Source organism: Streptomyces sp. ALB3 (genome assembly GCF_044385685.1).
In the GTDB taxonomy this organism is placed as follows: Bacteria; Actinomycetota; Actinomycetes; order Streptomycetales; family Streptomycetaceae; genus Streptomyces.
In genome coordinates this window covers 165,070-189,682 of the sequence record NZ_JBISCE010000044.1, presented here as the reverse complement: position 1 = coordinate 189,682, position 24,613 = coordinate 165,070, and the positions used below count along the sequence as shown (strand labels likewise).

The following is a 24,613-nucleotide window of genomic DNA, read 5'->3' as shown; positions in this document are numbered from 1 at the left end:
CCGGGACGCGTCCCTCCGCGTACGGATGAGGACCGCGCGGTACGACGACGGTTCGGCAGGCCCGGGCAAGGACGGGGAGAGTCGCAGTGACCACCGCTGAGCCGACACGGGCGGACACCGGCCCGCCGCCCGCCGAACGCGTGGCCGTCCGGATCCCGGCCCAGGCCGTCGGAGACCGCGGCGGTGAAGGCGGTTCGATACGCAGCCGCGTCCGCCGTCACCCGGTCCTGCTGACGACCGCGGTCGCCGCGGCCGCACACGTGCTGTGGTTCTTCTTCTTCGCCAACAGCGGCGGCGACATCGCCGCCCAGGACGCCTGGGCCGAGTTCGTCGGCCGCCATCCCGGTACCGCGTACAACCTCGCCTGGTACGGCGGCATGCACCCGGTCTCGTACAGCGTGGTGTCGCCCTACCTGATGTCGGTGCTCGGCGTCCGTACGACCATGATGATCGCCGGGACGCTGTCCTCGGCGCTCACCGCGCTGATCCTGGTGCGGGTGCCCGCCGTCCGCAACCCCCTCGCGTGCGCGCTCGCCGGGGTCTTCGCGTACCTGTGCAACGCACTGTCCGGCCGGGTGACGTTCGGGCTCGGCATGATGTTCGCGCTGGGTGCCGTGGCCGCCGTCTTCTGCTGGCCCCACCGCTGGCGCCGCAAGCGGTGGGCGAAGGCCGTCGTCGCCGCGCCGCTGGCGGGGCTCGCGACGGCGGGGAGCCCGGTCGCCGGGCTCTTCCTGGGTGTGGTCGCCGCGGCGCTCTTCCTGAACAAGCGGCGCCCCGGGGCGTACGCGATCGGCCTGCCCCCGGTCGTGGTGGTGGTCCTCTCCGCCTGGTGGTTCCCGTTCTCGGGCACGCAGCCGATGGCACTGGGCACCCTGTCGCTGCCCTTCCTGTACTCGGTGTTCGTCTTCTTCCTGGTGCCCCGCGACTGGCACACCGTCCGGACGGCCGCCGCGGTCTACGGCGCCGGGACACTGCTGACCTACGTGGTCGACTCGCAGATCGGCTCGAACGTGTCGCGCATGGCGATGCTGTTCGCCGGGGTCGTCCTGCTCGCCGCGCTCCCGTACACGGCACCGCGTACCCGGCGCTGGTACGCACTGCTGATCGTCTTCGCCGGGCTGAACTTCTGGATCGGTTTCAAGGGCGTCGACGACATCGTCCGCACCGCCCCCACGGCCTCCTGGAACCGTGAACTGGCCCCGCTGGTCAACCAGCTGCAGAACGCCGGGGCGGAGCGGGGCAGGGTCGAGGTGGTACCCGCCAGCAGCCACCGTGAGGCCTCGGCGCTCGCCCCGTACGTCAATCTGGCCCGCGGCTGGAACCGGCAGGCCGACATGAAGCGCAACCCGCTCTTCTACGACGACACCCTCGACCCCGTGAACTACCGCGAGTGGCTGGACCGCTGGGCGGTGCACTACGTCGTGCTGCCGACCGGGAAGCCCGACTCCGGCGGAGAGCAGGAGGCGGCGCTCGTCGAGAAGGGCCAGCCCTACCTCCAGGCCGTCTGGAGCGACGCGAACTGGAAGCTGTTCAGGGTCCTGGACCCGGTGCCGCTCGCCGACCCGCCCGCGACCGTCGAGAGGGCCGGGGACGACGAGCTGACGATCCGCGTGCAGTCGGCGGGACGCGTCCTGATCCGCATCCCGTACTCCCGGTGGCTCGCCGTCGTGGACGACGAGGGCAGGAGTGTGGAGCGGCCGCAGGAAACGGAAGCGTCCAAGAAGCGGTCGGCGGAGGACGGGAACGCGCCGAAGGACTTCATCAACGCCCACGGCTGTCTGATCAAGGTGGAGGAGGACGGGGCCGGCGACGAGTGGACCGAGCTCCTCGCCCCGCGCCCGGGGCTCTACCGCCTGGCGGCGCCGTACCAGCTGCAGCCCGGCACGCCGTGTCCCGAGGAACTGCGCCGGTAGGGCCCTCGGAGCGGCCGGAGCGCCGTCGTCGCCGCGGCCAATAGTGCGGGAACTCTCCCTCCGGGCGGGCGGCACTGGCAAGGTGTGCTGCCATGAGGTGCCAACATTGCGGCGGCGAACACACGGGTCCGCTGCCGGGCATGGTCTGTCCCCGGTGCGGTTCCGTGGAGCGCACGCCCCGGGGGAGCGGTTCATGGATCGCCCGGGAGACGCTGACGGGCCGGGTCTCCACGCTGCCCCGGCGTAGGAAGGTGCTGCTGGCGGCGGGAGTCGTGGCGGCCGTGGGCGGTCTGGCCACCGCCGTGTCGCTGCTGGCCGCCGGGGCGGAGGGCCCCCGTCCGGAAGCCGGGGGCAGGGCCGGCGCCGTACCGGTGCCGGCCGGTGGCGGAGCCCCGACCCGGATCGGGTCCGGGGACTCCGAGCCGTCGGGTGACGCCACCCCGGTTCCCCCCGCCGACACCGGCCGCTACCGCTACACGGCCTGGGCGGGTCCCGGCTGCTCCACGGGCGGCTACGCGGAGCACGGACGGTTCGAGAGCGGTGACGCGGGCTGGTACACCGTCGACTCGGGCGGCTTCGCGGGGAGTCCGTGCGACGGCCGGTTCAGCGCAGTCCCGATGTCGGGGAGCCCGGACCAGGACCGGGGGAGCAGCGCCGTCTGGTCCTGGCGGCTCGGCGACGGCTTCCGCGAGTGCGCGGTGACGGTCTTCGTGCCCAGCAGCGTCCGCGCCGGCGACGTGGCGGGTGACCCCACCGTCTACCGGATCCTGTCCGACCCCGACGACGCGGACTCGGCCTACACGGGCTTCGCCGTGCGTCAGCGTGAGCACCGGGGTACCGCCGTCGACGTACGGACCTATCCGGTGAAGGGGGAGACCTTCGCCGTGCAGCTGGTCGACCGGGGCCGGGACTGGGGCGACGCGGCACTGGTGGGCGCGCACCACGCGGCGGCCCAGTTGAAGGCCTCCTGCCGCTGACGCTCCGGTCACCGGACGAACGGGCTGTCCCGTTCCGCCAGCCGCGCCACGGGGCCGGCGGCCCTGAGCACCACGTCCAGTGCGCGGTCCGGATCGGAGGCGTAGCATCCGCAGGCCCAGGCGGCGTTGGCCTCGACGACCGCCCACCGGCCCGCGTCGGTGAGCCCCACGTCGACGACGATCGCGGACGGCAGGGTGTGCCCACGGGCGGCGAGCAGATCGGCGCCGAAGGCCAGTGCCCCGGTGGACAGGGGAGCCAGGTGCAACCGCCCGCGGGTGGCGTACCGGCTGCCGGTGTGCACCTGACCGTCGAGCAGGTACAGCCGGTACTCCTCCTCGAACGTGACGACATCGCTCACCAGCACCAGCGTCTCCGGATCGACCGCGTCCGGCCCCGGCAGCCGGGACCCGTCGGCGTAGACCAGCGCCGGGATGCTCTTGTCGTTCGGCGACTTGACGAAGACGGGGCGGCGCAGCCCGTACGCCTCGCCGATGGGCACGGCACGGACCTCGCGCCGGACGAACGGGACGGGCAGCCGGGCCAGCCAGTCGGCAGGAGCCTCGAGCGGCGCGATGCCCAGCGCGGGGGCCACCGCATCGGCGAAGGAAGGGCCGGCGTGCAGATACGCGCCGACTCCGCGCAGCCCCTGGGGCACCTCGTGGTCCGGCAACTGCACGGTCCGGACGCCCCGCAGCCGGGCCGATTCGCGGAGCGTCCGCGCGGAGGCGGTGAGGCGGGGCGGGAGTACGAGGACCATGGACACGGATCCTGCCGCAGCCGGGAGGTGCGGGCCCACCGGATTTCGCTCGACAGCCTGGCCGCATTCGGCTTGCATGGGCCGGATGCACACCGACGGGACATCGACCGACGAAGCGCTCGTACACCGCCTGCTGGCCGGGCAGTTCCCCGCCTGGGCGGATCTCCCCGTCGCACGGGTCGGCTCCCACGGGACGGTCAACACCATCTACCGCCTGGGTACGGACCTGGCCGTGCGGCTGCCCCGCGTCGAGGGCGGCTCGAAGGACGTGGCGACGGAACACCACTGGCTGCCCCGCCTCGCCCCGCACCTTCCCGTCGCCGTCCCCGCCCCCCTCGCCGAGGGCGTGCCGGCCGAGGGCTACCCCTGGTCCTGGTCGGTATGCCGCTGGATCGAGGGGGACAACCCGGCCCCCGGTTCGGGCGACGCCCGGTTCGCCGCCGACCTGGCCGACTTCGTCCTCGCGCTGCGCCGCGTGGAGACCGCCGGCGGCCCTGACGCCTACCGCAGCGAACCACTGGCCGCCAGGGACACGGCCACCCGGGACGCCCTGACCGCGCTGCACGGTGTGATCGACACGGCCGCGGCGGCCACCGCCTGGTCCGAGGCCCTGAGCGCTCCCGCCCCGGGGGACACGGCCGTATGGGTCCACGGCGATCTGCAGCCCGGCAACGTCCTGGTCTCGGAGGGCCGGCTGAGCGCGGTCATCGACTTCGGCTGCATGGGCCTGGCCGACCCGGCGGTCGACCTGATCGCCGGCTGGTACCTGCTGCCGGCCGGGCCGAGGCGCGTCTTCCGCACGGAGGTGGGCGCGGACGCCGCACAGTGGGCGCGGGGCCGGGGCTGGGCACTGTCGGTCGCGCTCATGGAGCTGTCGTCCTACCTGACGTCCAACCCGGTGATGGCGGAGACGGCCCGGCACGTGATCGGCGAGATCCTGGAGGACGCCGCCCCCCGGAGCGCGCCGGCCGGCACTGCCCTGCGCGACGGGTGAGGCGTGGGGGATGAGGAGCAGCGTGGGGACAGGGCGGTCAGCCGGGGCAGGAGCCGAAGCTTGCCCCTCGGTGTCCACGGTGTCCTGATGGCCAGGGGGAGTTCGCCGGGGACCTGGACACCGGAAGCGACGCGAGGCAGGGCCCCGAGGACGTTTCCAGGGGCCGGCGCCGCAGGGTCGTCCACGTGCTCGGGTGGCCTCGGTGGCCGGCGTGTGACGCGGTCCCGATCTCATTCGGCGAGTCCGCGGTAGCAGATGAGGGTGCAGGCGGTGCTGGTGAAGGCCGGGAAGTGGTCGCCGCCGGCGGAGCAGGTGGGCACGACAGCGGCGCGCCCGGGTTCCGGCCGCGCCGCTGACGAGCTTTGGTCAGCCCTCGGGGGAGCCCCCGGCTCAGTGGAGCTTGTTGACGGCGGTCTTCGTCGTGGTGCGGAAGGCGGTCAGCGGGGCGTCCTCGAGGTCGCCCATCTGGCCCCAGCGGACGAGGGTGACGGTGCGGCCGTCGCGGCCGACGGAGAACAGGTGGATGTCGGAGATGCCGATCTGCGGGTCGGCGGTGTCCAGGCTGTAGACCCAGGCGCCCTCCTCGACGGCGAGCTTGCCGTGGGAGGCGCTGACGGCCTGCAGGCCCGGGTTCTGCTGCTCCAGCAGGGGGCCGCAGCCGGCGAGGGCCCCGCGGAGGGTGTCGACCAGCTTCACGGCGTCGGCCTCGGTACGGGCGACGGTGGTGACCTGGACGCCGTTGGTGTCGAGCTCGGTGCTGAACTCGCGGTAGCGGGTGTTCTGCGCCGGGATCTTGTACGGGGCGCAGAGGACGCCGCCGTTCTCCGGGACGCCGGTGAAGACCTGGGTGGCGGTCCACGGCGTCGACGACGGCGGCATCTGGGAGGCGGCGAGGAAGGCGGGCTGGGCAGCGGCCTGTGCCGGGGCTGTGGCGAGGGCCGCGAGGCCCAGTGCGGCGGCGGCTGCGGTGGCGAGTGCGGTGCGGAGCTTGTTCATGGTGGTGGATCCCCCGTCGGGTCGTTCGTTCGGTCAGTGCTCAACCAGCGTGGGGCCGGCGCCCGCCGGCTGCAACGATCACACGCCCACCAGCCGTCCCGGAACCATTCCACCCCCGCTGACGTGCAAGGACGTGAAGGATGGGACGCAGGGTCGAGGGGGATGGAATGCCGAAGGACGCCGCCGTCGAGGAGTTCGCGGGGCTCGTGCGCGCGCTGAAGGCGCGGGACGGGAGGAGTTACGAGGCGCTGGGCCGGCGGCTGAGCGTCAGCGCGTCCACCCTCCACCGCTACTGCTCGGGCGCGACCGTCCCGGAGGAGTTCGCCGTGGTCGACCGCCTCGCCCTGCTGTGCGGGGCGGACGAGGAGGAACGGCGGGCCCTGGAGGCGGCCTGGACGGAGGCGGACCGCGCCCGCCGCCGAGCGGCCTCGCCCGCGCCCACGCCTGTGCCGGCCGTGTCGGCCGCGCCGGAACCGGGCCCGGACCCGTCCGCGCCGGAACCGGGTCTCGGCCCCGCCCCGGACCCGACCGCCCCGGACCCGACCGCGCCGGAACCGGGTCCCGGCCCCGCCCCGGACCCGACCGCGCCGGACCCGACCGCGCCGGACCCGACCGCGCCGGACCCGACCGCGCCGGACCCGACCGCCGCGGATCTGCCCGCGCCGGAGGCGCCCCGCGCCCGCCCCCGTCGTGGCGCCCCCGCTCCCCTCCTCCTCGCCGCCGCCGTCGCCCTCGTCGTGCTCGCCCTCGCCGCCGCCCTGCTCGGCCACCCCACCCGTACGGCTTCCGCCCCCGCTCCCGCTTCCACCGCTCCGGGGCGGACCGCGGCCCCCCTCCCCTTCACCTGGAGCATCGGTTCCCAGCTCTGGGAGGGCGGCTGCGGGCACACCTACCTCGTGAACCGGGCCCCCCGCGCGGTCGCCCCGCCGCCGGTCGCGGCCGACTCCGGGACGTGGGCCGGGACGCACGGTGCCGTGCACGGCGGGGAGGCGCTGGTGCGGATCACGGTCCAGGGCCGGTCGCCGTCCGACGCCGTCGTCCTCCATGCCCTGCACGTGCGCGTGGTCGACCGCGCCGCGCCGCTGCCGTGGAACGCGTACCGGATGGACAACGGCTGTGGCGGCGCTGTCACCCCGCGCCACTTCGCCGTGGACCTCGACCGGCCGCGCCCGCTCGCGAGGCCCGTCGACGGCCTTGACGCCTCCGGCGCCGAGGTCCGGAAGATCCCGGCCGTCTCCTTCCCGTACAAGGTCACCTCCTCCGACCCCGAGGAGCTGCTGGTCTCCGGGCGGACGGCGGGCTGCGACTGCCGCTGGTACCTGGAGCTGGAGTGGAGCGCCGGGGGCCGTACGGGGACGGTGCGGATCACGGACGGCGGGAAGCCGTTCCGCACGAGCGGGACCAGGGGGAGGCCGGCGTACGTGCACGACTCCGCCGAAGGGCGCTGGATCACGGACTCGGACTCTGGAAAGACCGGGTGACCGATGAGTGACTTCGACGGACATAGTCTGAGCAAGCGCTTAGACCGTGTCCCTATGTGGTGAGTCGGGCGAGGTGGCACGAGTTGGGGTCTGACCTGCGGGATGCCGACTTAGGTGTCCGTCTGCTGGCGTCCCTGCCAGTCACCGCAGTTCCCCGTGCATCCCCGCCCCTTCTGGCGCGGCTGCGGCACGGGAAACTGCCATCACGGTCGTCACTGGCTCGTCCGCGTTGAGGGTCATGCGTCGGCAGGACGCTAAGCCACATCGATGCCGTATTCCTGAACCAGTTCCTCCAAGCCACCTCGGTAACCCTTGCCTCCGGTCACGAACTCCCAGTCACCGTTTGAGCGGCGGCGAAAGGACCCCAGTACGAGCGCGGTCTCCTCGGCGCGGCCGTCGGAGACTTCCAACTGGTCGAGTTGGGTTCCCTCGGAGTCCAGCAGCCGAATACCGGCGTCGGAGAATCCGGACAGGTCAGCCGTAGGGTTGGCGACAGGATCGACCGCGGCGATGACGACGAGCCGGTCAGCTCGCGCCGGTAGGGCATCGAAGGTGACTTGGATTGCGGCTCGGTCCGGCGCGACGGGGATGAGGGCACGGACCGTGCCGTCGGGCGACCGTGGGTTGTTGAAGAAAACGAAGTGGTCGTCATCCAGAACACGGTTGCCGTGACAGACGAGCACGCACACGTCTAGGGCGACGCTGCCTGACCAGTACATGCCCAACATGTTGTAGTCATCGGCGCTGGTCTCACTGTCCGGTGCTGTCCGCTGGGCGGGTACCGTGCGTGCGCCGCTACCCAGGCGTCCGCGTAGTCCGTGACGGTGTAGCAGATCGACAAGCTCGGAGCCTGCCACTAGTTCCAGAGGCTTGCCATTGGCGAAGGTGTGCGAGCCGGGGCCGAAACCGGATGTTGTCACCAGAACACCCTTGTTCGCGCCGGCATCCTGGACGGTGCCGTACAAGTCGCGGACGGCTGTCGGGGGCACGGTGTTGCGGTAGCGCTTGACCTGTACGACGATCTTGCCGCCGCGAATCGGGGTCGGGTCCAGCGCGTCGACGTCCACACCGCCGTCGTTCGAGCGCTGCGTGGTCACGGCCTGCATACCCATGGCACGGAAGAGATCCGCGACCAGCGCTTCGAAGGCGATGGGATCCATCTCGTACAGATCCGGCTCGTCGTCGCCCCCATGGGTGACGACCCCGTTACCGACGTCTTCGGGAACCCGGCCAGGCCGCACGGGCGCGTACTGATCAGGGCGCGACGAAAGCTGCCCCCGCAGTCCGTCCACCAGGCAGTTGACAGCGTTCACCTGTTCCAGATGCAGCGCGGCAAAAGTCGAACGCGAAGCCATGACGGTGCCGAGGAAGATGGATGTCCGTCTACCTGTCGTCGGGTCGTGATCGTCCACGAATCCGTTCAGCGCGACCGATTCCAACGCCCCGAACTCGTCGGCAGCGAAAAGGTCACGCAGAACCAGCAGGAGACTCTGCGCGAGTACGTCCCGGTACAGGGCACGGCGCTGTGTGGCCGGTCGGGGCGATTCCTTCTCCTGATCGGCGTTGATCATGTAGCGCACCGACTTCGCCTCCGGGACGACGTCGTACTTGGGCAGCTCCCAGTTCAGTACCAATTGGCGTGCACCGGAGTCGTACGCCGCCGATACCTGACGAGGCAGGTCCTCGGGCCATCCGTTCGAGGCGTAGAGGGCAGCTGAGAAATACTCCACCGCGGCCTCGGGATCTCCGTTGCGAAGCCCTACCGTCATCTCTGCGATGTCGGCGTTGTGCCGACGGATCTCGACCAGTTGGGTTTCGGCCCACTGCTGGTACTGCATCTGGTAGGCGGCCAACTGGTGCTGACGCTGTGCTTCCGCAGCATGTGCGGCCTGCCAGTCACGCTCGAACCTGGAGCGAGTCTCCGCCTGGGCCTGAGCTCGCCGTGTGGCTGTCCAGCCACCCTGCGGCTGGTACTGGTTCGGGTCCGGCATGCGGATGGGGTGTGCGAGCTGTCCAGGCGAGAACGCCTCGATCTGCTCCTCCCGAGTCAGCGCAACGGCCCGGAACGCTGGAGCCCGGCATCCTGCCGCCAGAAGACCCTGCAACGACTCAACTCGTGCGTCAAGATCTTCCGTGCGCCGCCGGGCCTCCGCCTCGCGCTGCTCCCGGTAGGCCGCTCTCTGCTCGCGGTGGCTGCGCGCGACCTCTCGCTGGTAGGAGCGTTGTTGTCTCTCCTGGTCCCGCTGGTACCTGGCTTGCGCCTCTTGTTGACGTTGCTGTTGGCGCTGCGCTTCAGCCCAGACACCGACCAACCCATTGGAGCGACGACTCATGCTCTACAGGCCCTCCCCACCAGAGACTTCGGCATACGTGCACCAAGTCCTGGCCCCATAACCAGCAGTGATGAGGTGACTCTAGTCGGCAACCATCGAGTCGCCCATCCACTCGGCACAGATAGTCGATGTCTCCCGGCGCCACTCGCCCACCTGATCCGTCGGAGGAGAGCAGGTGTCAACCGCCATGGCTCGACGCTCTCTCAGCTCTGCGGGGACGGACCGAAAGAACGGCGCCGCAGGGGCAACGTCTCGATGCCCGATCTGCGCATCGCGCCACTGCGCTGGCACCGCCTGCGGCAGGGGATCATGATCAGGCCCACGCCCTTCCCTGGTGCCCCCGGATTCGAGACTGCGACACCCGCTACAGGAGTTCGATCCGGTAATCGCAGTGAAGCTTTCGGGCTTTGCCGCCACGGTCCGGGGGATTGACCGTGACTGAGTCGCTCGGTGTCGCTGATGTTCGGCGCTTCCTGGTCCAGCTGGCGAACAAGACCACCGCGGCTACTGCGAAAGAATCGCACCGGGTGCTGGGTGGCTCCTCGCGTCGTGATGGAGATCCTCGGGCACAGCCAGATCAGCATCACGACGGACGTCTACACGCACGTCGTCCAGGACACGCAGCGTGAGGCGATCAGCCACATGGGCCGGCTGCTCAAGAGGCGGCCCGGCCGTGAGTGACCGCAGCCGTTGATGTCAGGCGTGGACGTCAAAGACCCCGGACCATGATCGGTCCGGGGTCTTTTCCTTTGTGCCCCCGGCAGGATTCGAACCTGCGACACCCGCTTTAGGAGTGGGATCGAATCCTTGCCGGGTGGTGCCCGAGCCTGCCGCGTGGTGCTGTCCGGCCTGGTCAGCGCCACGCCGCTTCGTACTCGGCCCGGCTCGTGACGCCTTGTGCTGGGCCGTCCGCTCACGCATCGCTCACGCATGAAAGGAGTGGGGCTCGCTGCAATCGTATGGTCGAGGGGATTTCCTGGCCGTCGCAGGGACCCGCAGGAACAGCGTCGCAAGTACTCCCCGAAGCGGGGATTGACATGATCGCGACGTCGTGGAGGTCGGCGGCGGCGACACCGCTATGGAGGAAGCCACCTTCCTGACTCATTTCGCCAAGTCCGTGACCGTCGTCCACCGCCGTTCCGCCCTTCGCGCCTTGAGGGTCATGCAGAACCGAGCCTTCGCAGACGACAAGATCTCCTTCGCTTTCGACACCGAGGTCGCCGAGCTCCGGCAGGAGGGGGCCATCGCGGGCGAAGCTGCGAACCTGCTCCGGCGGCTCGTTGGTCGGGGCAGCGGCGGCCGTCTTGGCGTTCCCAGTCGCGGGTGGGGTGTGGAATGTCGATGCGGCCGGGGCCGTGGCCGAAGGTGCCCGAGCTGACCGCGCGAGCGGCCGAGGAGTCGCTCACCACCCTGATCCACTCGCGGTTGGCTGGGTGCGATGGCCAGCGCGGCCGCCGTGCCCACGGCGAAGGTCAGCTTCTTCAAGCCAGCCGCAACCCGCCCGACCCCACCATCAGAGCGTGCGGCGACGATCGGCGGCGCAAGAGCAAAGGGGGGTGCCGCCGCTCGAACGACGGCACCCCCGATCAAGCAGCGAGTCGCATGGGAGCACGCGTGACCGACTGTGTCGTATGGAAGCTGCGCCAGCTGGCCATGTCGCTCCTCCCTAGGACTCAAGGGCCCGCCCAGACCAACGGACAGGTGCCCACTCGCCGGAGCGTAGCCCGCAGCGATGAGTAGAGAGTGCCTGTCGTTCGCTGACCATCTACCTCAACTCGGACTCACTCGGACACATCCGCGAGCCGCCTCACTGTTCACGCAGGTCAGGACCTCATTGTTCAGGTCGACCGATGGATTGTTTAGCGGTTCCGGACACGAATCAGAACTGTGCTGCACTTCTATCTTCGTGGCGTGGATTTAGGTTCAGCATGTGGCGGCATGGGGACCTTCTTAATTCCCAGATCACTATTGCCAATTGAGGAATTGAACGTCCATGATGCGGGGGATAGCGCCGACAGCGGGGGTAGCTCGAACTGCCCCCAGTGGCCTTGTGCCGCCGTTGAGCGCTGCCCGCCCAGACCAACGCATCGACCGGAAGGCGTCCCTCATGGACAGTCGCCTCAGCGCGTGGACATACACGCGCCCGTTCCTCCTCGCCCGTAAACCCGCAGCAGGGGCATCACCCGCGGAATCCGCAACGCCAACCGCCTGCTGCGTGGCGCAGCAGGCCGCAACAGCGATCACTGTGACGGTCGTCATCATCATCGTCCTAGTGGTCCTCGGGCAGGTGCCGGCCGCCACCCTGGAAGTCCTCGTGGCACTGCTGGGGATCTGGCGCCTTACCCCTCGCTCTTCCTGAATTCGGATCACTGGAGGCCCCACTTCGGTGGGGCCTCCCCTGACCGCGATCCAAGGAGGAGCGGTGCCAGGAATCGAGAAACCCATCGCCGAGGGCGTCCCTCACGCCGAATTCGCACTCGCCCTTCGCGCCCTACGGACGCAAGCCAGAATGACCTACGCGCGCATGGCCGAAGCGACTGACTATTCCCGGGCGACGCTGTCGCAGGCGGCCAACGGCAGGACACTGCCGACCTGGCCAGTCACCCGCGCCTACGTCGAGGCATGCAACGGCGACACGGCCGAGTGGGAGACCCGCTGGACTGAACTGGACCGCACTGCCAACCCGCCCTTCGACTTCGACAAGGCACTCGCGTCCCTGGCCATCGACTACCAGCGACACCCCGACCCGTCGGGCGTCAAGACCACCGCTGAGTTCATGGAGGCACTGCGCAAACTGCGCGCTCACGCTGGCCTGTCCCTGCGCGAGATCGAGCGAATTAGCATGCGGAGCTACACATCCCGCAAGCCCGGGGTCACGATGGCTCTGGCCAGTTCAACCCTCAGCGACATCCTGAACCGTGAGGCCCTCCCCAGTTGGGACTTCACCAGAACCTTCGTGACAATCTGCTACGACCACCGAGGCAGCTTGCGCAGCAGAGAAGCTGACTGGATGGCCGCCTGGAACCGGCTCGACGCCTACCCTCAGTGGGTCCAGGTTCCCCGACCCGCAGCTCCGTCGGCGGAACCACCACCGACCGACGTAGCCCCGACTGAAACGAAGCGGCGCCGCTGGTGGCAGGTGCGGGCGCGGCGTTGAGGACATCCTGCGGAACCGAGTCCGGAGCATCGCTCGCCGTACTTGATCACCACCGTTGATGGCTGGTGGCGATCCTGCTCAACCGAAGGAGGTCACCCCACCGCGCTCATGCGGTGGGGTGACCCCTTGCGTCTCCCTCTGAATCAGGTCAGCTGCGGCCGGCGGCTTTCCCCGAACCGGTCCATCGCAGCGGCCGCATCCCCAGCCAACTGCTCGATCCTCTCAGGCACCTCGCGCTCGTCGAGGACGAAGAGCCTCCCGCCGACGAGGTGCGTGGTTGTCTTCCAGTCGAGACGCCGTCCTGCCTCCCTGGCGGCACGCCGGACATCCGTGGGCGCGCCCATCCCCAAGACCGACGCCGGAGCGCGCACCATCGCCCTCGACTCCGACACGGTCCAGGCCCTCAAGTGGCACCGCGCCCAGCAGGACAAGGACCGCGAGAAGTGGGGGAGCGCCTGGGTGGAGACCGGAAGGGTCTTTACCCGCGAGAACGGAGAGCTGCTCCACCCCGCCAACGTCACTCGACGATTCATCGAAGTGTGCGAGGAGATTGGCCTCCCGCCGGTCCGGCTCCACGACCTCCGTCACGGCGCCGCGACTCTGGCTCACGCTGCAGGTGCCGGCCTGAAGGACATCCAGGAGATGCTCGGCCACTCCTCGATCACCATCACGTCGGACACGTACACGAGCCTGCTCCCTGAGGCCGACCTCGCGATCGCCGAGGCCGCAGCCCGGCTCGTACCGCGTGCCCGCGCCACGTCCGAAAAGGCCGCCCCCGAAGCGGAGGCCGAGCCCGACGACACGGAGGATTCCGGCCCCGAGTCCGTGCCGGATGATGCTGATCCGTTGGGAGAGGGCTTGGCCGACCAGGGCTGACCAGGGCTGACCAGTGAGCCATGTGGGGCCCGGGCTCACGATTCCGTGAGCGCCGCTCGGCATTCGCGGCGGTGGTTCAGTCGCTTCGGAGAACGGTGAACCACAGCCCCCGCGGCTGGGTTGCGCCACGGCCACTTCAATACAGCGAAGCTAAGACAGAAATTGATCACTCAAGCAGTGGATGAACAAAGGTCACGGTATGAGTGACCTCTCCACTCTCCGACACCTCCTCAGGGAACACGAACCTACCGTGCATGCTGCTGTCCACTGCCGGCGAAGAAGGGAAGTCTTCCACTCTTGACCCTCGATCGAATCCAGGGGCCTTCTGGGTAGCGTTTTCATCAATCACCGCGCCGAGGTCCAGGGAGGGGGCACTGTCGACCCAGGTCTCAGTCCACCCTCCTTGAGGGAAGTCTCTCGGATCTCCAGAGCGTAGGTGCTGGCGCATCGACTCCAACACGCAATCCTCGACAGTGCGAGCAGCCTCCCGATTCGGAACGAGGCGCCGATTGATCAGGACACCGCCCCGAGAGACGTGGGCAGCGACGCGGTCATACACCCTCGGCTCGCTATGCGTGATTCCGACCTTGATCAGCCCTAGGGGTAGAAAATGGATCAGATATACCCAGTGAGGGAGATCCGGGTCGATCCCCTCTGCGCACCGCAAGCAAGGAGGGGTGCCAGCAGCGAGTGCACAGATGGAGACCTTCCTGCTCGCACCACAGTCGGGCTCAGCACAGTGCGCAGAGACTGGATCCGATAGCTTCGCATACCCGTCGTGCTCTCGAATCAATCCGAACTTGCCATAGAACTCGTTTTGCCAACCAGCGAGCTTTGACGTGAAGCATGCATAGCAATGCGTCCATGGCTTACTCGAACTCGAAAGTATGTGGACGGCGTTGAAGGTGTTCGGGGCAGCGCAGAGTACGCACACGACATCGATCGACTCCCAAACTTCCCCAATACTGCTGACCATTTGACTCTCTGGAAGCGTCCTCCCAGACCCATCTACCATCTCAAAACCTGCTTTGCGGACCATTCGGGCCACGTCGCTCTGGTCCATCAGCCAGTGCTCTGGGTTCCGCGCCAGACCCTCCTCATACATGCGGCGACCGACGCACCAGTTGCAGAGTTCAATACTTCGCGACTGGATCTCCTTGTACGGAATCGCCCCGGGCCTGCCACAGGTCTGGCACCGGTATCTCCTCGGGGCCCCAGGAGATACAAACGTCCCCTCTGGATCTACCTTGAGTGCACGGTAGATCGCATCGATACACTCAACACAGCGTCCTGGCTTGCCTTTGCGATTGGCGCTCTCATTCTTGCCACACCTGGAACAGGGTCGGACTGCCACGGGGCCCCCTTCAGCACGATTGCCTCTACGAGGCTACGGGCGGGCACTGACAACGGGCCGGGGCAGCCATCCTCACCTCTCAGTGATCCCTTCACCGCGCGCGGTCAGCTCACAGAGGGCATCGCGGACGGATGACCTTGTCGGTGGACTACCGCCCCGGACCTACCCGAGCTTCCCGACGCCTACGCACACCAGGCCATCTGACGTGCATTTTTCATGATTCACAGGGCCCAGTGGGCGCGAGGTAGCCCCGGACAACCACAGCACTCGTAGCAGCAGGAGTCCTCCGGGGCGGCGGGCGGGGCGCTCTGGTTGGACGCTGCGGCGTGGCCGCAGTCCGGGTGGGTGCTGGGGAGTGGTGCTGGTCGGACGGAAGCTGGCCGGTGGAAGAGTGGACCGTTGAGAACTTCAGGTCGCTCATCGCCACGGATTTGCCGTCGATCCAGCGCGTTGCGGCCATGCTGGACCTCTTCGCCGCTGAGCCGGAGCGCGCGTACAGCACCACCGCCCTAGTTGAGCGCATCAACCTCGACCGCGGTCAGATCAAGGGCGCCCTGGCTGCCTTCACCCGGCACCTGCACGCGCACTACGGGCGCGGCAACTGGTCGATGAGGTTCGAGTGGGCCACCGACCCCGACTCCACCTACGCGGCTGAGGCGTTTACCGTCTCGACAAGGCGAACGCCGCTCGCTGGCAGGAAGCACGCGCTACAGCGTAGTGCGCGCGACGGGCTTGGACCTGGTTCAGGGTGGCCCACTCTGCCGAGACGACCGCTGCAGCCCGGCTCGTACCGCGAGCCCGCACCACCTCCGAAAACGCCGCCCCGAAGCGGTGGCCGAGCCCGACGACACGGAGGATTCCGGCCTGAAGTGCGTGCCGGATGATGCTGATCCATTGGGCGATATCTGGGAGATCAACTCCCCGTCCGCTCACGCACCGCTCACGCAAACGGCCCCGGACGAGAAGTCCGAGGCCGAGTAAGACCCCTCCCTGGGGGAGAAACCCCAGGTCAGAGCGATAACGCGTTGTGCCCCCGGCAGGATTCGAACCTGCGACACCCGCTTTAGGAGAGCGGTGCTCTATCCCCTGAGCTACGAAGGCCGGGATCTGCCGGGCCCTCCGTCCGGTGGGCCGGGTGGTGATCCGTGGCCTCGGACAGCTGGATTCCAGCAGTTTCGTGGTGGTGCGGCCTACGGCGGCTGCCTCACCGCTGACAGTGTAGCGGGTGGTCGTTCGGCTGCCGGAGAGTATGCGGTGGGGCGGCCTGCCGTCGGCGGCCCGAGGAGGCGGCGGGTGGTCCGGCGCCTCGTGGGACGGCCGGGGCGCGGTGGGCGCGCGGGCCGGCCGGCCCCGCCGGCGGTGCCTCCGTCGGTGCGGCCGGGCAGTCGGCCTGCCGCACCGTTCCGCCGTGCGACCGTGTGGTGCCCGTCGCTGCCCGGCCGGCGGGGTGACGGCAGCGGCAGCGGGGATCGAGTGCCCGGAGACGGGGATCGCGAGCCGGGGTGAAGGCTTCTTGACGGGGCACGGGTGCGGGCATAGCGTCGCCGGGTTCTGAGCCGTACGTGGAGAGGCCGTTCGTGCCGCACACCGACCCCAGCCGTTCGCCCGACCGGGAAGCCCTCGCCCGGATCGAGGCGTCGTTGACCGGGCCCGGGGCGCCGTACGCCGTGGTGCGGGCGGAACACGGGCCGCTGGTCTACGCCCATGGACCTCGCACGCTGCGGGAGTTCGTGGAGGTCACCTGGGCCTTCGGCGACCAGCCGTTCCTGATCTCCGGTGAACGGGTCGTGTCGTACGGGGAGTTCTTCGCAGCCGCTTCCTCGCTCGCCCGTCGGCTCACCGAGTCGTACGGGCTCCGCCCCGGTGAGCGGGCCGTCGTGGCGATGCGCAACCACCCCGAGTGGCAGATCGCCTTCTGGGCGGTGCAGCTGGCCGGTCTCGTCGCCGTGCCGCTCAACACCTGGTGGACCGAGGGGGAGTTCGGCTACGCCCTCGACGACTGCGAACCGGCGGTGCTGCTCGTCGACGCGGAGCAGCTGCCGAAGCTGGCGGACCGGGGCCGGGAGGCGGGGGCGCGGTTCGTCGTCTTCCACGGCGAAGGCGATCTGCCGGCTCAGGCCGAGTGGTACGGGGACCTGCCGGAGCCGGATCCGGCCGCGGCCCCGCCCGAGGTGGAGATCCGGCCCGAGGACGATGCCACGATCATCTACACCTCCGGCACCACCGGGCGGCCCAAGGGTGCGGTGGCCACCCATCTCGCCCAGGCGGGCGCGGCCCTCAACCCGCGCTACCAGGCGGCGGCCTCGGCGCTGCGACGCGGGGTCGTGCCGGGGCAGGGACCGGCGCCGGTCACCCTCATGACGTTTCCGTTCTTCCACGTCGCCGCGTTCACCAGCCTGTACGCGGCGATGGCGGTGGGCGGGACGCTGGTCCTGATGCCGAAGTGGGACGCCGGTGAGGCCCTGCGGCTGATCCGGCGGCACGGGGTCACCCACTACGCGGGCGTTCCGGCCACCGCGCTCCAGCTGCTCGCGGCGGCGGACCGCGAGGCTGACGGGCTGGAGAGCCTGAAGGGGCTGAACACCGGCGGGGCGGCGGCCCCGCCGGACCTCGTCGCCCGGCTCACCGCACGGCACGGCGAACGGATCGAGCCGCGCAACGGTTACGGCCTCACGGAGACCAGTGGGGGCGTGCTGGCCAACTTCGGCGGCGAGTACCGCGCGCACCCCGAATCCGTCGGCACTCCGACGCCGGTCACCGAGGTGCGGATCGCCGGTCCGGCGGGCGAGGCACTCCCGGACGGTGAGCCCGGTGAGCTGTGGCTGCGTGGTCAGTCCCTGGTCCGGGGGTACTGGCGCGACGAGGCGGCGACGGCCGAGGCGTTCACCGGCGGCTGGTTCCGTACGGGGGACCTGGCCGTCGTCCGGGGCGGGCGGGTGACCGTGGTCGACCGGATCAAGGACATGGTGATCCGGGGCGGTGAGAACGTGTACTGCGTGGAGGTCGAGGCCGCTCTGCACGACCACCCGGAGGTCGAGGACGCGGCCGTGCTCGGCGTACCGCACCCGGTGCTGGGCGAGGAGGTCGCGGCGGTCGTCAGGGTCCTCGAGGGTTCCGCCGTCACCGCGGAGGCGCTGCGCGCGCACGTGGGCCGGCGCCTGGCCGCGTTCAAGGTTCCCGCCCGTGTGCTGCTGACGCGGGAGCCGCTGCCGCGCAACGCCACGGGGAAGATCCTCAAGCGGGACCTGCGCGGCGCGCTCCAGGACTACGGGCACGAGGACTGAGGCAGGCGACCTCGCCTGGACTGCGCGTGCGGACTGCGTGGCGTGCGGGCTGAGGCGAGGGCGCGGGCAGGTGAGGCGGGGGACAGGGGCGAGGCGGGGGACAGGGGCGGACGCGCGGGCCGGCCGAGGGGGCGGGTCTCAGGGGCGGGTGATCCGCACCCGGTAGTGCCCGTCGTCGTCCTTCTCCAGCACGGATATGCGTATGCCGTGGGCCCGGTCGGTGAAGGTCTCGCCCGGTTGGAAGGCGGCGTCGGAGAGCTCCGCGTGGACGTTCGGCCGCCGGGTGCAGCCCCCGCTGTCCTCGGCGCTGTCCTCGACGGAGACCGGTCCCTGGCCGGTGTCCACGTCGGCGCTCACCTTGTAGATGAGTACTCCGGGCCGGCACACCGCTTCGTCGTTGCCCGCCGCGGTCCGTACCTCCACCGCGTAGCCGGACTGCGCGCTCACCGGTACGAAGGCCAGCTTCGAGCCGCCGGCCGTCGCCAGCGGTTCGAGGACGTGTTCGCTGGTGCCGGGCATGGCGGCGCAGGCGATCTGTCCGCCGTCCAGCCAGCCGAGCTTCCACTTGTGCCAGCCCAGGAGGTCGTTGTTGGCCCCCCAGTCCTCGGACATGATGTCCCAGTGGCCCACGGAGCCGCCGCCCTCCATCGTGTAGAGATCGGGCAGCCCGAAGATGTGGCCGTTCTCGTGGGGAAGGACCCGGTAGCCCGTCCGGGCGTACGAGCCGGAGCCGTCGTCCTGGCGGCTGTAGACGAAGGACGTGTTGGCGAGCGGTACCCCGTCGGCGAAGGGGGCGTCGTCGTTGCCGGAGAAGGTCACGGACAGGACGGTGTCCAGCGCGGAGGGGCCGGCGTTCGGGGTGACCAGCACGTTGACGAGGTCGTACGCCGAGAAGTCGACCTTCGGGTCGGCGACGGCGACCAGGTCCTTGACCATCCTGCGGTAGCCCGGCTCGTACGGGGAGCCGCGCTCTATCCCGTACTCGGAGAACGGCAGCGGCATCCGCAGCCATTCGGTCACCGGCGCTTCCGGCTGGTACACGAGCCGCCCGTAGGAACTGGTGCGGAACCAGTCGGAGGTCTGCGGGAAGAACTCCGCGAGCCGGTCCTCCGCCGGTTCCGTGGCTCGCGCGTCGGGGAAGTCGATCATCAGGTTGAGTGCTCTGATCCGGCCGGTGGAGCGGGCGTATCCAGGTGGTGTCGGCATGCCCTCCGACATCTGTACGCCCATGGCCGTGGATATGCGGCACGGCGCGAGGCCGGTCCCGCTCGGCGCTGCCACGGGCCCGGCGGAGGCGCGGCCGGCGAGGGGCAGCGTGGAGCTGGCCGACGCCGTCGTCGCGATGATCAGGGCCGTCGCTCCGGCGAGCGCGAGGGGGCGGCGGTGCCCGCGTATCCGGTGGCGGGGCTGCTGCATAGGGCGTCGCCTTCGGGTCCGCGGCAGTCGGCCGGCCCTGACTGCGCTCTGGCGATCAGCCTCATCCGGGTCGTCCGGGGGCGCTCGCTGGGTGCGTCCGATGGAGCGGTCTTTCGCCCCACCTGGAATGTGTTCCAGGTCACAACGATGCGGGAAATAACCGGGGATCCTCTCCCCGTTTGTACGTGTGTCCCCATGAAACGGGGACGTGGTCCCCGGTTACGTCGCGGGGGCACAGCGCACATCGAGGAAAGGTCTGGAGCCGTGGAGTCCGTCGCCGGAACCGCACCCTGCGCCGCGCAGCGCCGTACGCCCCGTCCGCGGGCCGACGCCCTGCGCAACCGGGAGCGGATCGTGGCGGCCGCGCGTGAGATGTTCGTCGAGTTCGGGCCGGACGTGCCGCTCGACGAGGTCGCTCGCAGGGCCGGAGTCGGCAACGCCACGCTCTACCGGAACTTTCCCGACCGGGCCGCTCTGATCCACGAGGTCGTCCTCGCCGTCACCTCCCGCACCACCGACCGGGTGGAGGAGGCCGTCGCGGCCGAGTCCGACCCGTTCGCCGCACTGAGCCGCTTCGTGCACGCGGCGGCCGACGAGCGGATCGGAGCCCTGTGCCCGATGCTGTCCGGCGGTTTCGACAACGACCATCCCGAACTGCTCACCGAGCGCCGTCGCCTCGAGAAGGCGGTCGAAGGGCTCGTGGAGCGCGCCATGTCCGCAGGGAGGCTGCGCACCGACATCGCCGTCGGTGACGTACTCGTCGCCCTCTCCCAGCTCACCCGGCCCCTGCCCGGCATCGCCTGCCTGGACATAGACCGGTTCACCCACCGCCATCTGCAGCTCTTCCTGGACGGGCTGGAATCCCCGGCCCGCTCCGAACTGCCCGGATCCGCGGCGACCTTGGAGGACCTGCGCGGCGGGCGTTGACGCCCGCGCACCGGAGAACGGCCTCCGGACCGCGCACCGGAAACCGACCCTCAGACAGCTTCCCGCCCGCCGGGAAACCGACCCGAAGACTTCCGCCTCACACAACTGCGAAGCCGGACCTGCCCCGCGGCGCGGGCCCGGCCCCGGTACAGCTCGCCCTTTTACCGATGTCGTACGCGCGTCCGTTCGCGGCCGGTGCGCCGACCTCGTACCTCTTCATGTCCTTAGGTGGCTCATCCCATGTCGAAAACAGCAGGTAACCTTCCGGATCCCAGTCGCTGGAGAGCGCTGGGCTTCATCGCCCTCGCCCAGCTGATGGTCGTGCTCGACGCGACCATCGTGAACATCGCCCTGCCCTCCGCCCAGACCGACCTGGGCATCTCCGAGGGCAACAAGCAGTGGGTCATCACCGCCTACGCGCTCGCCTTCGGCGGACTGCTGCTCTTCGGTGGACGTATCGCCGACCTCTGGGGCCGCAAGCGCACCTTCGTCGTGGGCCTGCTCGGGTTCGCCGCGGCCTCCGCGCTCGGCGGCGCGGCGCAGAACGAAGCGATGATGTTCGGCTCGCGGGCCCTGCAGGGTGTCTTCGGCGCCCTGCTCGCGCCGGCGGCCCTCTCCCTGCTCGCCGTGATGTTCACGGACGCCAAGGAGCGCGCGAAGGCCTTCGGCATCTACGGCGCCATCGCCGGCGGTGGCGGCGCGGTCGGCCTGATCCTGGGCGGCTTCCTGACCGAGTACCTGAACTGGCGCTGGACCTTCTTCGTCAACATCCCGTTCGCCGTCATCGCCGCCGCCGGCGCCTACTTCGTCATCCGTGAGCCGGCCGGCAGCCGCAACCGTTCGCCGCTCGACATCCCCGGCGTCGTCCTGTCCACGCTGGGCCTGGTCGCGCTGGTCTACGGTTTCACCCGCGCCGAGTCGGCCGGCTGGTCGGACTCGCTCACGGTCGGCATGTTCGTCACGGCCGCGGTGCTGCTGCTGGCCTTCGTGGTCACCGAGTCGCGCGTGAAGTCACCGCTGCTGCCGCTGCGCGTCCTGACCGAGCGCAACCGCGGAGGCGTCTACCTCTCGCTGGGCCTCGCCATCATCGCGATGTTCGGGCTCTTCCTCTTCCTGACGTACTACCTGCAGGTGGTCAAGGGCTACTCCCCGGTCAAGACCGGCTTCGCCTTCCTGCCGATGATCGTGGGCATGATCACCGGGTCCACGCAGATCGGTACCCGGCTGATGACCCGCGTCCCGCCGAGGCTGCTGATGGGCCCCGGTTTCCTGGTGGCGGCCGTCGGCATGCTGCTGCTGACCCAGCTGGACATCAACACGTCCTACGCGGCCGTCATCCTGCCGGGCCAGCTCCTGCTCGGCCTGGGCATGGGAACGGCGTTCATGCCGGCCATGTCGCTGTCCACGCACGGCATCGAGCCGCGTGACGCGGGCGTGGCCTCCGCGATGGTGAACACGTCGCAGCAGGTCGGCGGTGCCATCGGTACGGCGCTGCTCAACACGATCGCCGCCGGCGCCACCACCGCGTACATCGCTGATCACGCCGCCGGAGCGAGCGACCCGAAGCTGCTCCAGCTGCAGGCCATGGTCGCCGGCTTCGCGGGCGCCATCTGGTGGGCGGTGGGCATCCTGGTCGCGGCCTCGGCGATCGCGATGGTCCTGATCAACACCGGGCGTCCGGGCTCCGGCGCGGCCGACGGCTCGGGGGACCTGGCGGACGGGGTCGAGGAGGAGTTCAAGATCCCGGTCGTCGCGCACTGACCCCCATCGCGCACTGACCGCCGTCACCCACTGACCGCCACTGCGCACTGACCGCCGTCGCGCGCCTCGCCGGGTGCGCCCGGCGTCGGGGGGCCGTCTCCGTCGGCGTTCCCGCGCCGGCGCGGTCCCGGCGGACGCCGGACCGGGTGTCCGGTCCGGCGTCCGCCGTGCGGAGTGACGCCCGGTGACGCCCTGCGGCCGCGGGTGCCTGCCCGTCGTCTCTGCCCTGGTCTCCGCTCAGCGGAGCCAGGGCAGATCCGCGTCCGTACCCTCGGGCTGCAGTCCGGTGGCGATCAGCTGCATGATCTCGCCGAGGTCCTGCACCTGCTGGGGGCTGAGCCGGTCGAACATCGCCTGGCGGACGGCTTCGACGTGTCCCGGAGCGGACCGCGCGAGCATGTCGTAGCCCTCGTCGGTGAGGATCGCGTTCTGGCCGCGCTTGTCGGAAGGGCAGTCCTCGCGGCGCACCCAGCCGTTCTTCTCCAGCCGGGCGACCGCGTGCGAGAGGCGGGACCGGGTGATCTTGGCGTCCTTGGCCAGCTCGGTCATGCGCTTCCTGCGCCGGGGGGCCTGACTGAGGTTGACGAGCAGTCCGTAGTAGACGTGCGGCATGCCGGCGTCGCGCTGCAACTGGCGGTCGAGGTGGTCCTCCATGAGCGTGGTGGCGTGGAGATAGGCGCGCCACACGCCCTGTTCGTCGTCGGTGAGCCACCGGGGCCCGCCGGGGGATGCCGTGGTCATGTACTCCACTGTACGACCTTTTCTTGAAAGTTGAACTAGATAGAGCTAAGGTCTCTGGTAGTTGGAACTTGAACATTCAAGGAACCGGCCCCAAGAGAACGGTCCGCCGATTCCCCGGTGCTCGCGCAGTTGCCCGTTCCCGGTACCTGTAGTGAACACACATACCTTGATCGGCAGAGGAACGGGAGTGTCATGACAGCCACCGCGGAACGCATGCCCGCCCTCTACCTCTCCCACGGCGCCCCGCCGCTCGCCGATGACCCGGTCTGGCCGGGGGAGCTGGCCGCCTGGTCGGCCGGGCTGCCCCGCCCCAAGGCGATCCTGATGGTCTCGGCGCACTGGGAGGAGGCCCCGCTCGCACTCGGTGCCACCACGACCGTGCCGCTCGTCCGCGACTTCTGGGGCTTCCCCGAGCACTACTACCAGGTGCAGTACGCCGCCCCAGGTGCTCCGCGGCTCGCGGACGACGTCCGCAAACTGCTGCGCGGCGCCGGCACCCCCGTCCAGGACATCCCCGACCGCGGCCTCGACCACGGGGCCTACGTGCCGCTGGTCGAGATGTTCCCCGCCGCGGACATCCCCGTCCTCCAGATCTCGATGCCCACACTCGACCCGCAGCGGTTGATGGCCATCGGGCGCAAGCTGGCCCCGCTGCGCGACGAGGGGGTGCTGATCGTCGGAAGCGGCTTCTTCACCCACAACCTGGCGGCGTTGCGGCACCCCGGCGGTGGCGTCCCCGGCTGGTCGGCGGAGTTCGACGACTGGGGCCACCGGGCGCTCCAGGCGCAGGACGTCGACTCCCTGCTGGACTTCGCCCACGCCTCACCGGCGGGCAGGCTGGCCCATCCCCGTACCGAGCACTTCGCGCCGCTGTTCGTCACGCTCGGGGCGGCCGAGGGGGAGCTCGATCAGGGGCGCAGTGTCATCGACGGCTTCTGGCTGGGTCTGGCGAAGCGGTCGGTGCAGTTCGGCTGAGCAGCGCCTTCTCGTACCAGGACACGTCCCAGTACCGGCCGAACTTCCGGCCGACCTCCGTGTAGGTGCCGACGAGGCGGAAGCCGAACGCGGCGTGCAGCCGGGCCGAGGGCTCGTTCGGCTGCGCGATCGCGGCGTAGGCGCGGTGGACGTCCTCGTCGGCCAGAGCCTCGAACAGCGTCTCGTAGAGGAGCGTGCCGACGCCGCGCCCGGTGGCCCCGGGAGCGAGGTAGACGCTGACCTCCACCGAGGTGCTGTACGCCGCCTTCGGGCGGTACGGACTGCTGGTGGCATATCCGAGGACATGCGGCGTGCCGCGCCGGGTATCCGGTCCCAGAGCAACCAGCAGCCTGTGGGGGCCGTCCTCCGGGTGGGAACGCAACCAGGGCAGACGGTCCTCGGAAGTGGAGGCAGTCGTGTCGAAAGTGAGCGCGGTCTCGCGGACGTAATGGTTGTAGATGTCCGTGAGCGCCTGCAGGTCGGCTTCCACGCCCGGTCTGACCTGCACTTCCGTCGGTATCTGCGGCATCTGTCCTCCTCCGGGGGCGGACAGGGTACTGCATGATCTCGAAAGCGAATGGGCGTCGTGGGAATTCTGTCCGGATTCCAGTCGTTGTTTCCATCGGATGCAGGGCACCCGGGAGGGTGTCGCGACCTACTCAGCAAGGGA

16 protein-coding genes, 1 tRNA gene and 2 pseudogenes are annotated in these 24,613 nt (G+C 69.8%); 12 read left to right on the top strand and 7 right to left on the bottom strand.

The features are described from left to right. The first annotated feature begins 86 nt into the window (after nucleotides 1-86). Complete coding sequence (locus ACHFIV_RS29400) at nucleotides 87-1,913, top strand: MFS transporter (RefSeq protein WP_398975339.1); 1,827 nt, start codon at nucleotides 87-89, stop codon at nucleotides 1,911-1,913. Between the two features lie 140 nt (nucleotides 1,914-2,053). Further along, nucleotides 2,054-2,890, top strand: coding sequence for an adhesin (locus ACHFIV_RS29395; protein WP_398975337.1), 837 nt, complete (start codon nucleotides 2,054-2,056; stop codon nucleotides 2,888-2,890). 8 nt (nucleotides 2,891-2,898) lie between these two features. Here ACHFIV_RS29395 and ACHFIV_RS29390 read toward each other — a convergent pair whose 3' ends face one another. Beyond that, the gene (locus ACHFIV_RS29390) at nucleotides 2,899-3,648 is read right to left on the bottom strand and encodes an ATP-grasp domain-containing protein (RefSeq protein ID WP_398975335.1); all 750 of its coding nucleotides are present in this window, start codon (nucleotides 3,646-3,648) and stop codon (nucleotides 2,899-2,901) included. A gap of 85 nt (nucleotides 3,649-3,733) precedes the next feature. On the opposite strand from ACHFIV_RS29390, the gene ACHFIV_RS29385 reads away from it, so the two are divergent. After that, on the top strand, nucleotides 3,734-4,642 hold the full coding sequence (locus ACHFIV_RS29385) for an aminoglycoside phosphotransferase family protein (RefSeq protein WP_398975333.1): 909 nt from the start codon (nucleotides 3,734-3,736) through the stop codon (nucleotides 4,640-4,642). Nucleotides 4,643-5,032: 390 nt separating this feature from the next. Here ACHFIV_RS29385 and ACHFIV_RS29380 read toward each other — a convergent pair whose 3' ends face one another. Continuing rightward, nucleotides 5,033-5,638 carry a hypothetical protein gene (locus ACHFIV_RS29380; protein ID WP_056789649.1) on the bottom strand — a complete coding sequence of 202 codons (606 nt, stop codon included), beginning with the start codon at nucleotides 5,636-5,638 and terminating at the stop codon, nucleotides 5,033-5,035. Nucleotides 5,639-5,805: 167 nt separating this feature from the next. On the opposite strand from ACHFIV_RS29380, the gene ACHFIV_RS29375 reads away from it, so the two are divergent. Next, nucleotides 5,806-7,119 carry a helix-turn-helix domain-containing protein gene (locus ACHFIV_RS29375; RefSeq protein ID WP_398975331.1) on the top strand — a complete coding sequence of 438 codons (1,314 nt, stop codon included), beginning with the start codon at nucleotides 5,806-5,808 and terminating at the stop codon, nucleotides 7,117-7,119. A gap of 254 nt (nucleotides 7,120-7,373) precedes the next feature. Here ACHFIV_RS29375 and ACHFIV_RS29370 read toward each other — a convergent pair whose 3' ends face one another. Beyond that, complete coding sequence (locus ACHFIV_RS29370) at nucleotides 7,374-9,452, bottom strand: restriction endonuclease (protein WP_398975329.1); 2,079 nt, start codon at nucleotides 9,450-9,452, stop codon at nucleotides 7,374-7,376. Nucleotides 9,453-9,980: 528 nt separating this feature from the next. On the opposite strand from ACHFIV_RS29370, the pseudogene ACHFIV_RS29365 reads away from it, so the two are divergent. The 4 genes and pseudogenes from ACHFIV_RS29365 to ACHFIV_RS29350 all read left to right on the top strand — a co-directional run. Then, nucleotides 9,981-10,133, top strand: a pseudogene (locus ACHFIV_RS29365) (site-specific integrase); the annotation flags it as partial. Nucleotides 10,134-10,491: 358 nt separating this feature from the next. Then, nucleotides 10,492-10,704, top strand: a pseudogene (locus tag ACHFIV_RS29360) (NAD-binding protein); the annotation flags it as partial. A 1,170-nt stretch (nucleotides 10,705-11,874) separates the two neighbouring features. Then, on the top strand, nucleotides 11,875-12,609 hold the full coding sequence (locus ACHFIV_RS29355; RefSeq protein WP_398975325.1) for a helix-turn-helix domain-containing protein: 735 nt from the start codon (nucleotides 11,875-11,877) through the stop codon (nucleotides 12,607-12,609). A gap of 330 nt (nucleotides 12,610-12,939) precedes the next feature. Continuing rightward, nucleotides 12,940-13,485, top strand: coding sequence for a tyrosine-type recombinase/integrase (locus tag ACHFIV_RS29350; protein ID WP_398975323.1), 546 nt, complete (start codon nucleotides 12,940-12,942; stop codon nucleotides 13,483-13,485). Between the two features lie 2,382 nt (nucleotides 13,486-15,867). On the opposite strand, the gene ACHFIV_RS29345 is transcribed toward ACHFIV_RS29350, so the two are convergent. Continuing rightward, a tRNA-Arg gene (locus tag ACHFIV_RS29345) sits at nucleotides 15,868-15,940 on the bottom strand. A gap of 476 nt (nucleotides 15,941-16,416) precedes the next feature. On the opposite strand from ACHFIV_RS29345, the gene ACHFIV_RS29340 reads away from it, so the two are divergent. After that, nucleotides 16,417-18,123, top strand: a complete 1,707-nt coding sequence (locus ACHFIV_RS29340; protein WP_398975321.1) for a class I adenylate-forming enzyme family protein — start codon at nucleotides 16,417-16,419, stop codon at nucleotides 18,121-18,123. A 138-nt stretch (nucleotides 18,124-18,261) separates the two neighbouring features. On the opposite strand, the gene ACHFIV_RS29335 is transcribed toward ACHFIV_RS29340, so the two are convergent. Continuing rightward, entirely contained in the window at nucleotides 18,262-19,539 is a 1,278-nt protein-coding gene (locus tag ACHFIV_RS29335) for a M6 family metalloprotease domain-containing protein (RefSeq protein ID WP_398975319.1), read from the bottom strand. A 264-nt stretch (nucleotides 19,540-19,803) separates the two neighbouring features. On the opposite strand from ACHFIV_RS29335, the gene ACHFIV_RS29330 reads away from it, so the two are divergent. Beyond that, nucleotides 19,804-20,466 (top strand): TetR/AcrR family transcriptional regulator, encoded by a 663-nt coding sequence (locus tag ACHFIV_RS29330; RefSeq protein ID WP_398975318.1) that lies wholly within the window; start codon nucleotides 19,804-19,806, stop codon nucleotides 20,464-20,466. A gap of 240 nt (nucleotides 20,467-20,706) precedes the next feature. After that, on the top strand, nucleotides 20,707-22,227 hold the full coding sequence (locus ACHFIV_RS29325) for an MFS transporter (RefSeq protein ID WP_398975316.1): 1,521 nt from the start codon (nucleotides 20,707-20,709) through the stop codon (nucleotides 22,225-22,227). A 237-nt stretch (nucleotides 22,228-22,464) separates the two neighbouring features. Here the strand turns inward: ACHFIV_RS29325 and ACHFIV_RS29320 are convergent, their stop codons facing one another. Continuing rightward, entirely contained in the window at nucleotides 22,465-22,977 is a 513-nt protein-coding gene (locus ACHFIV_RS29320; RefSeq protein WP_398975314.1) for a MarR family winged helix-turn-helix transcriptional regulator, read from the bottom strand. Between the two features lie 183 nt (nucleotides 22,978-23,160). On the opposite strand from ACHFIV_RS29320, the gene ACHFIV_RS29315 reads away from it, so the two are divergent. Beyond that, complete coding sequence (locus ACHFIV_RS29315) at nucleotides 23,161-23,943, top strand: dioxygenase (protein ID WP_398975312.1); 783 nt, start codon at nucleotides 23,161-23,163, stop codon at nucleotides 23,941-23,943. Here the strand turns inward: ACHFIV_RS29315 and ACHFIV_RS29310 are convergent. Beyond that, the gene (locus tag ACHFIV_RS29310) at nucleotides 23,891-24,472 is read right to left on the bottom strand and encodes a GNAT family N-acetyltransferase (RefSeq protein ID WP_398975310.1); all 582 of its coding nucleotides are present in this window, start codon (nucleotides 24,470-24,472) and stop codon (nucleotides 23,891-23,893) included. The genes ACHFIV_RS29315 and ACHFIV_RS29310 overlap by 53 nt on opposite strands. Nucleotides 24,473-24,613 lie beyond the last annotated feature (141 nt).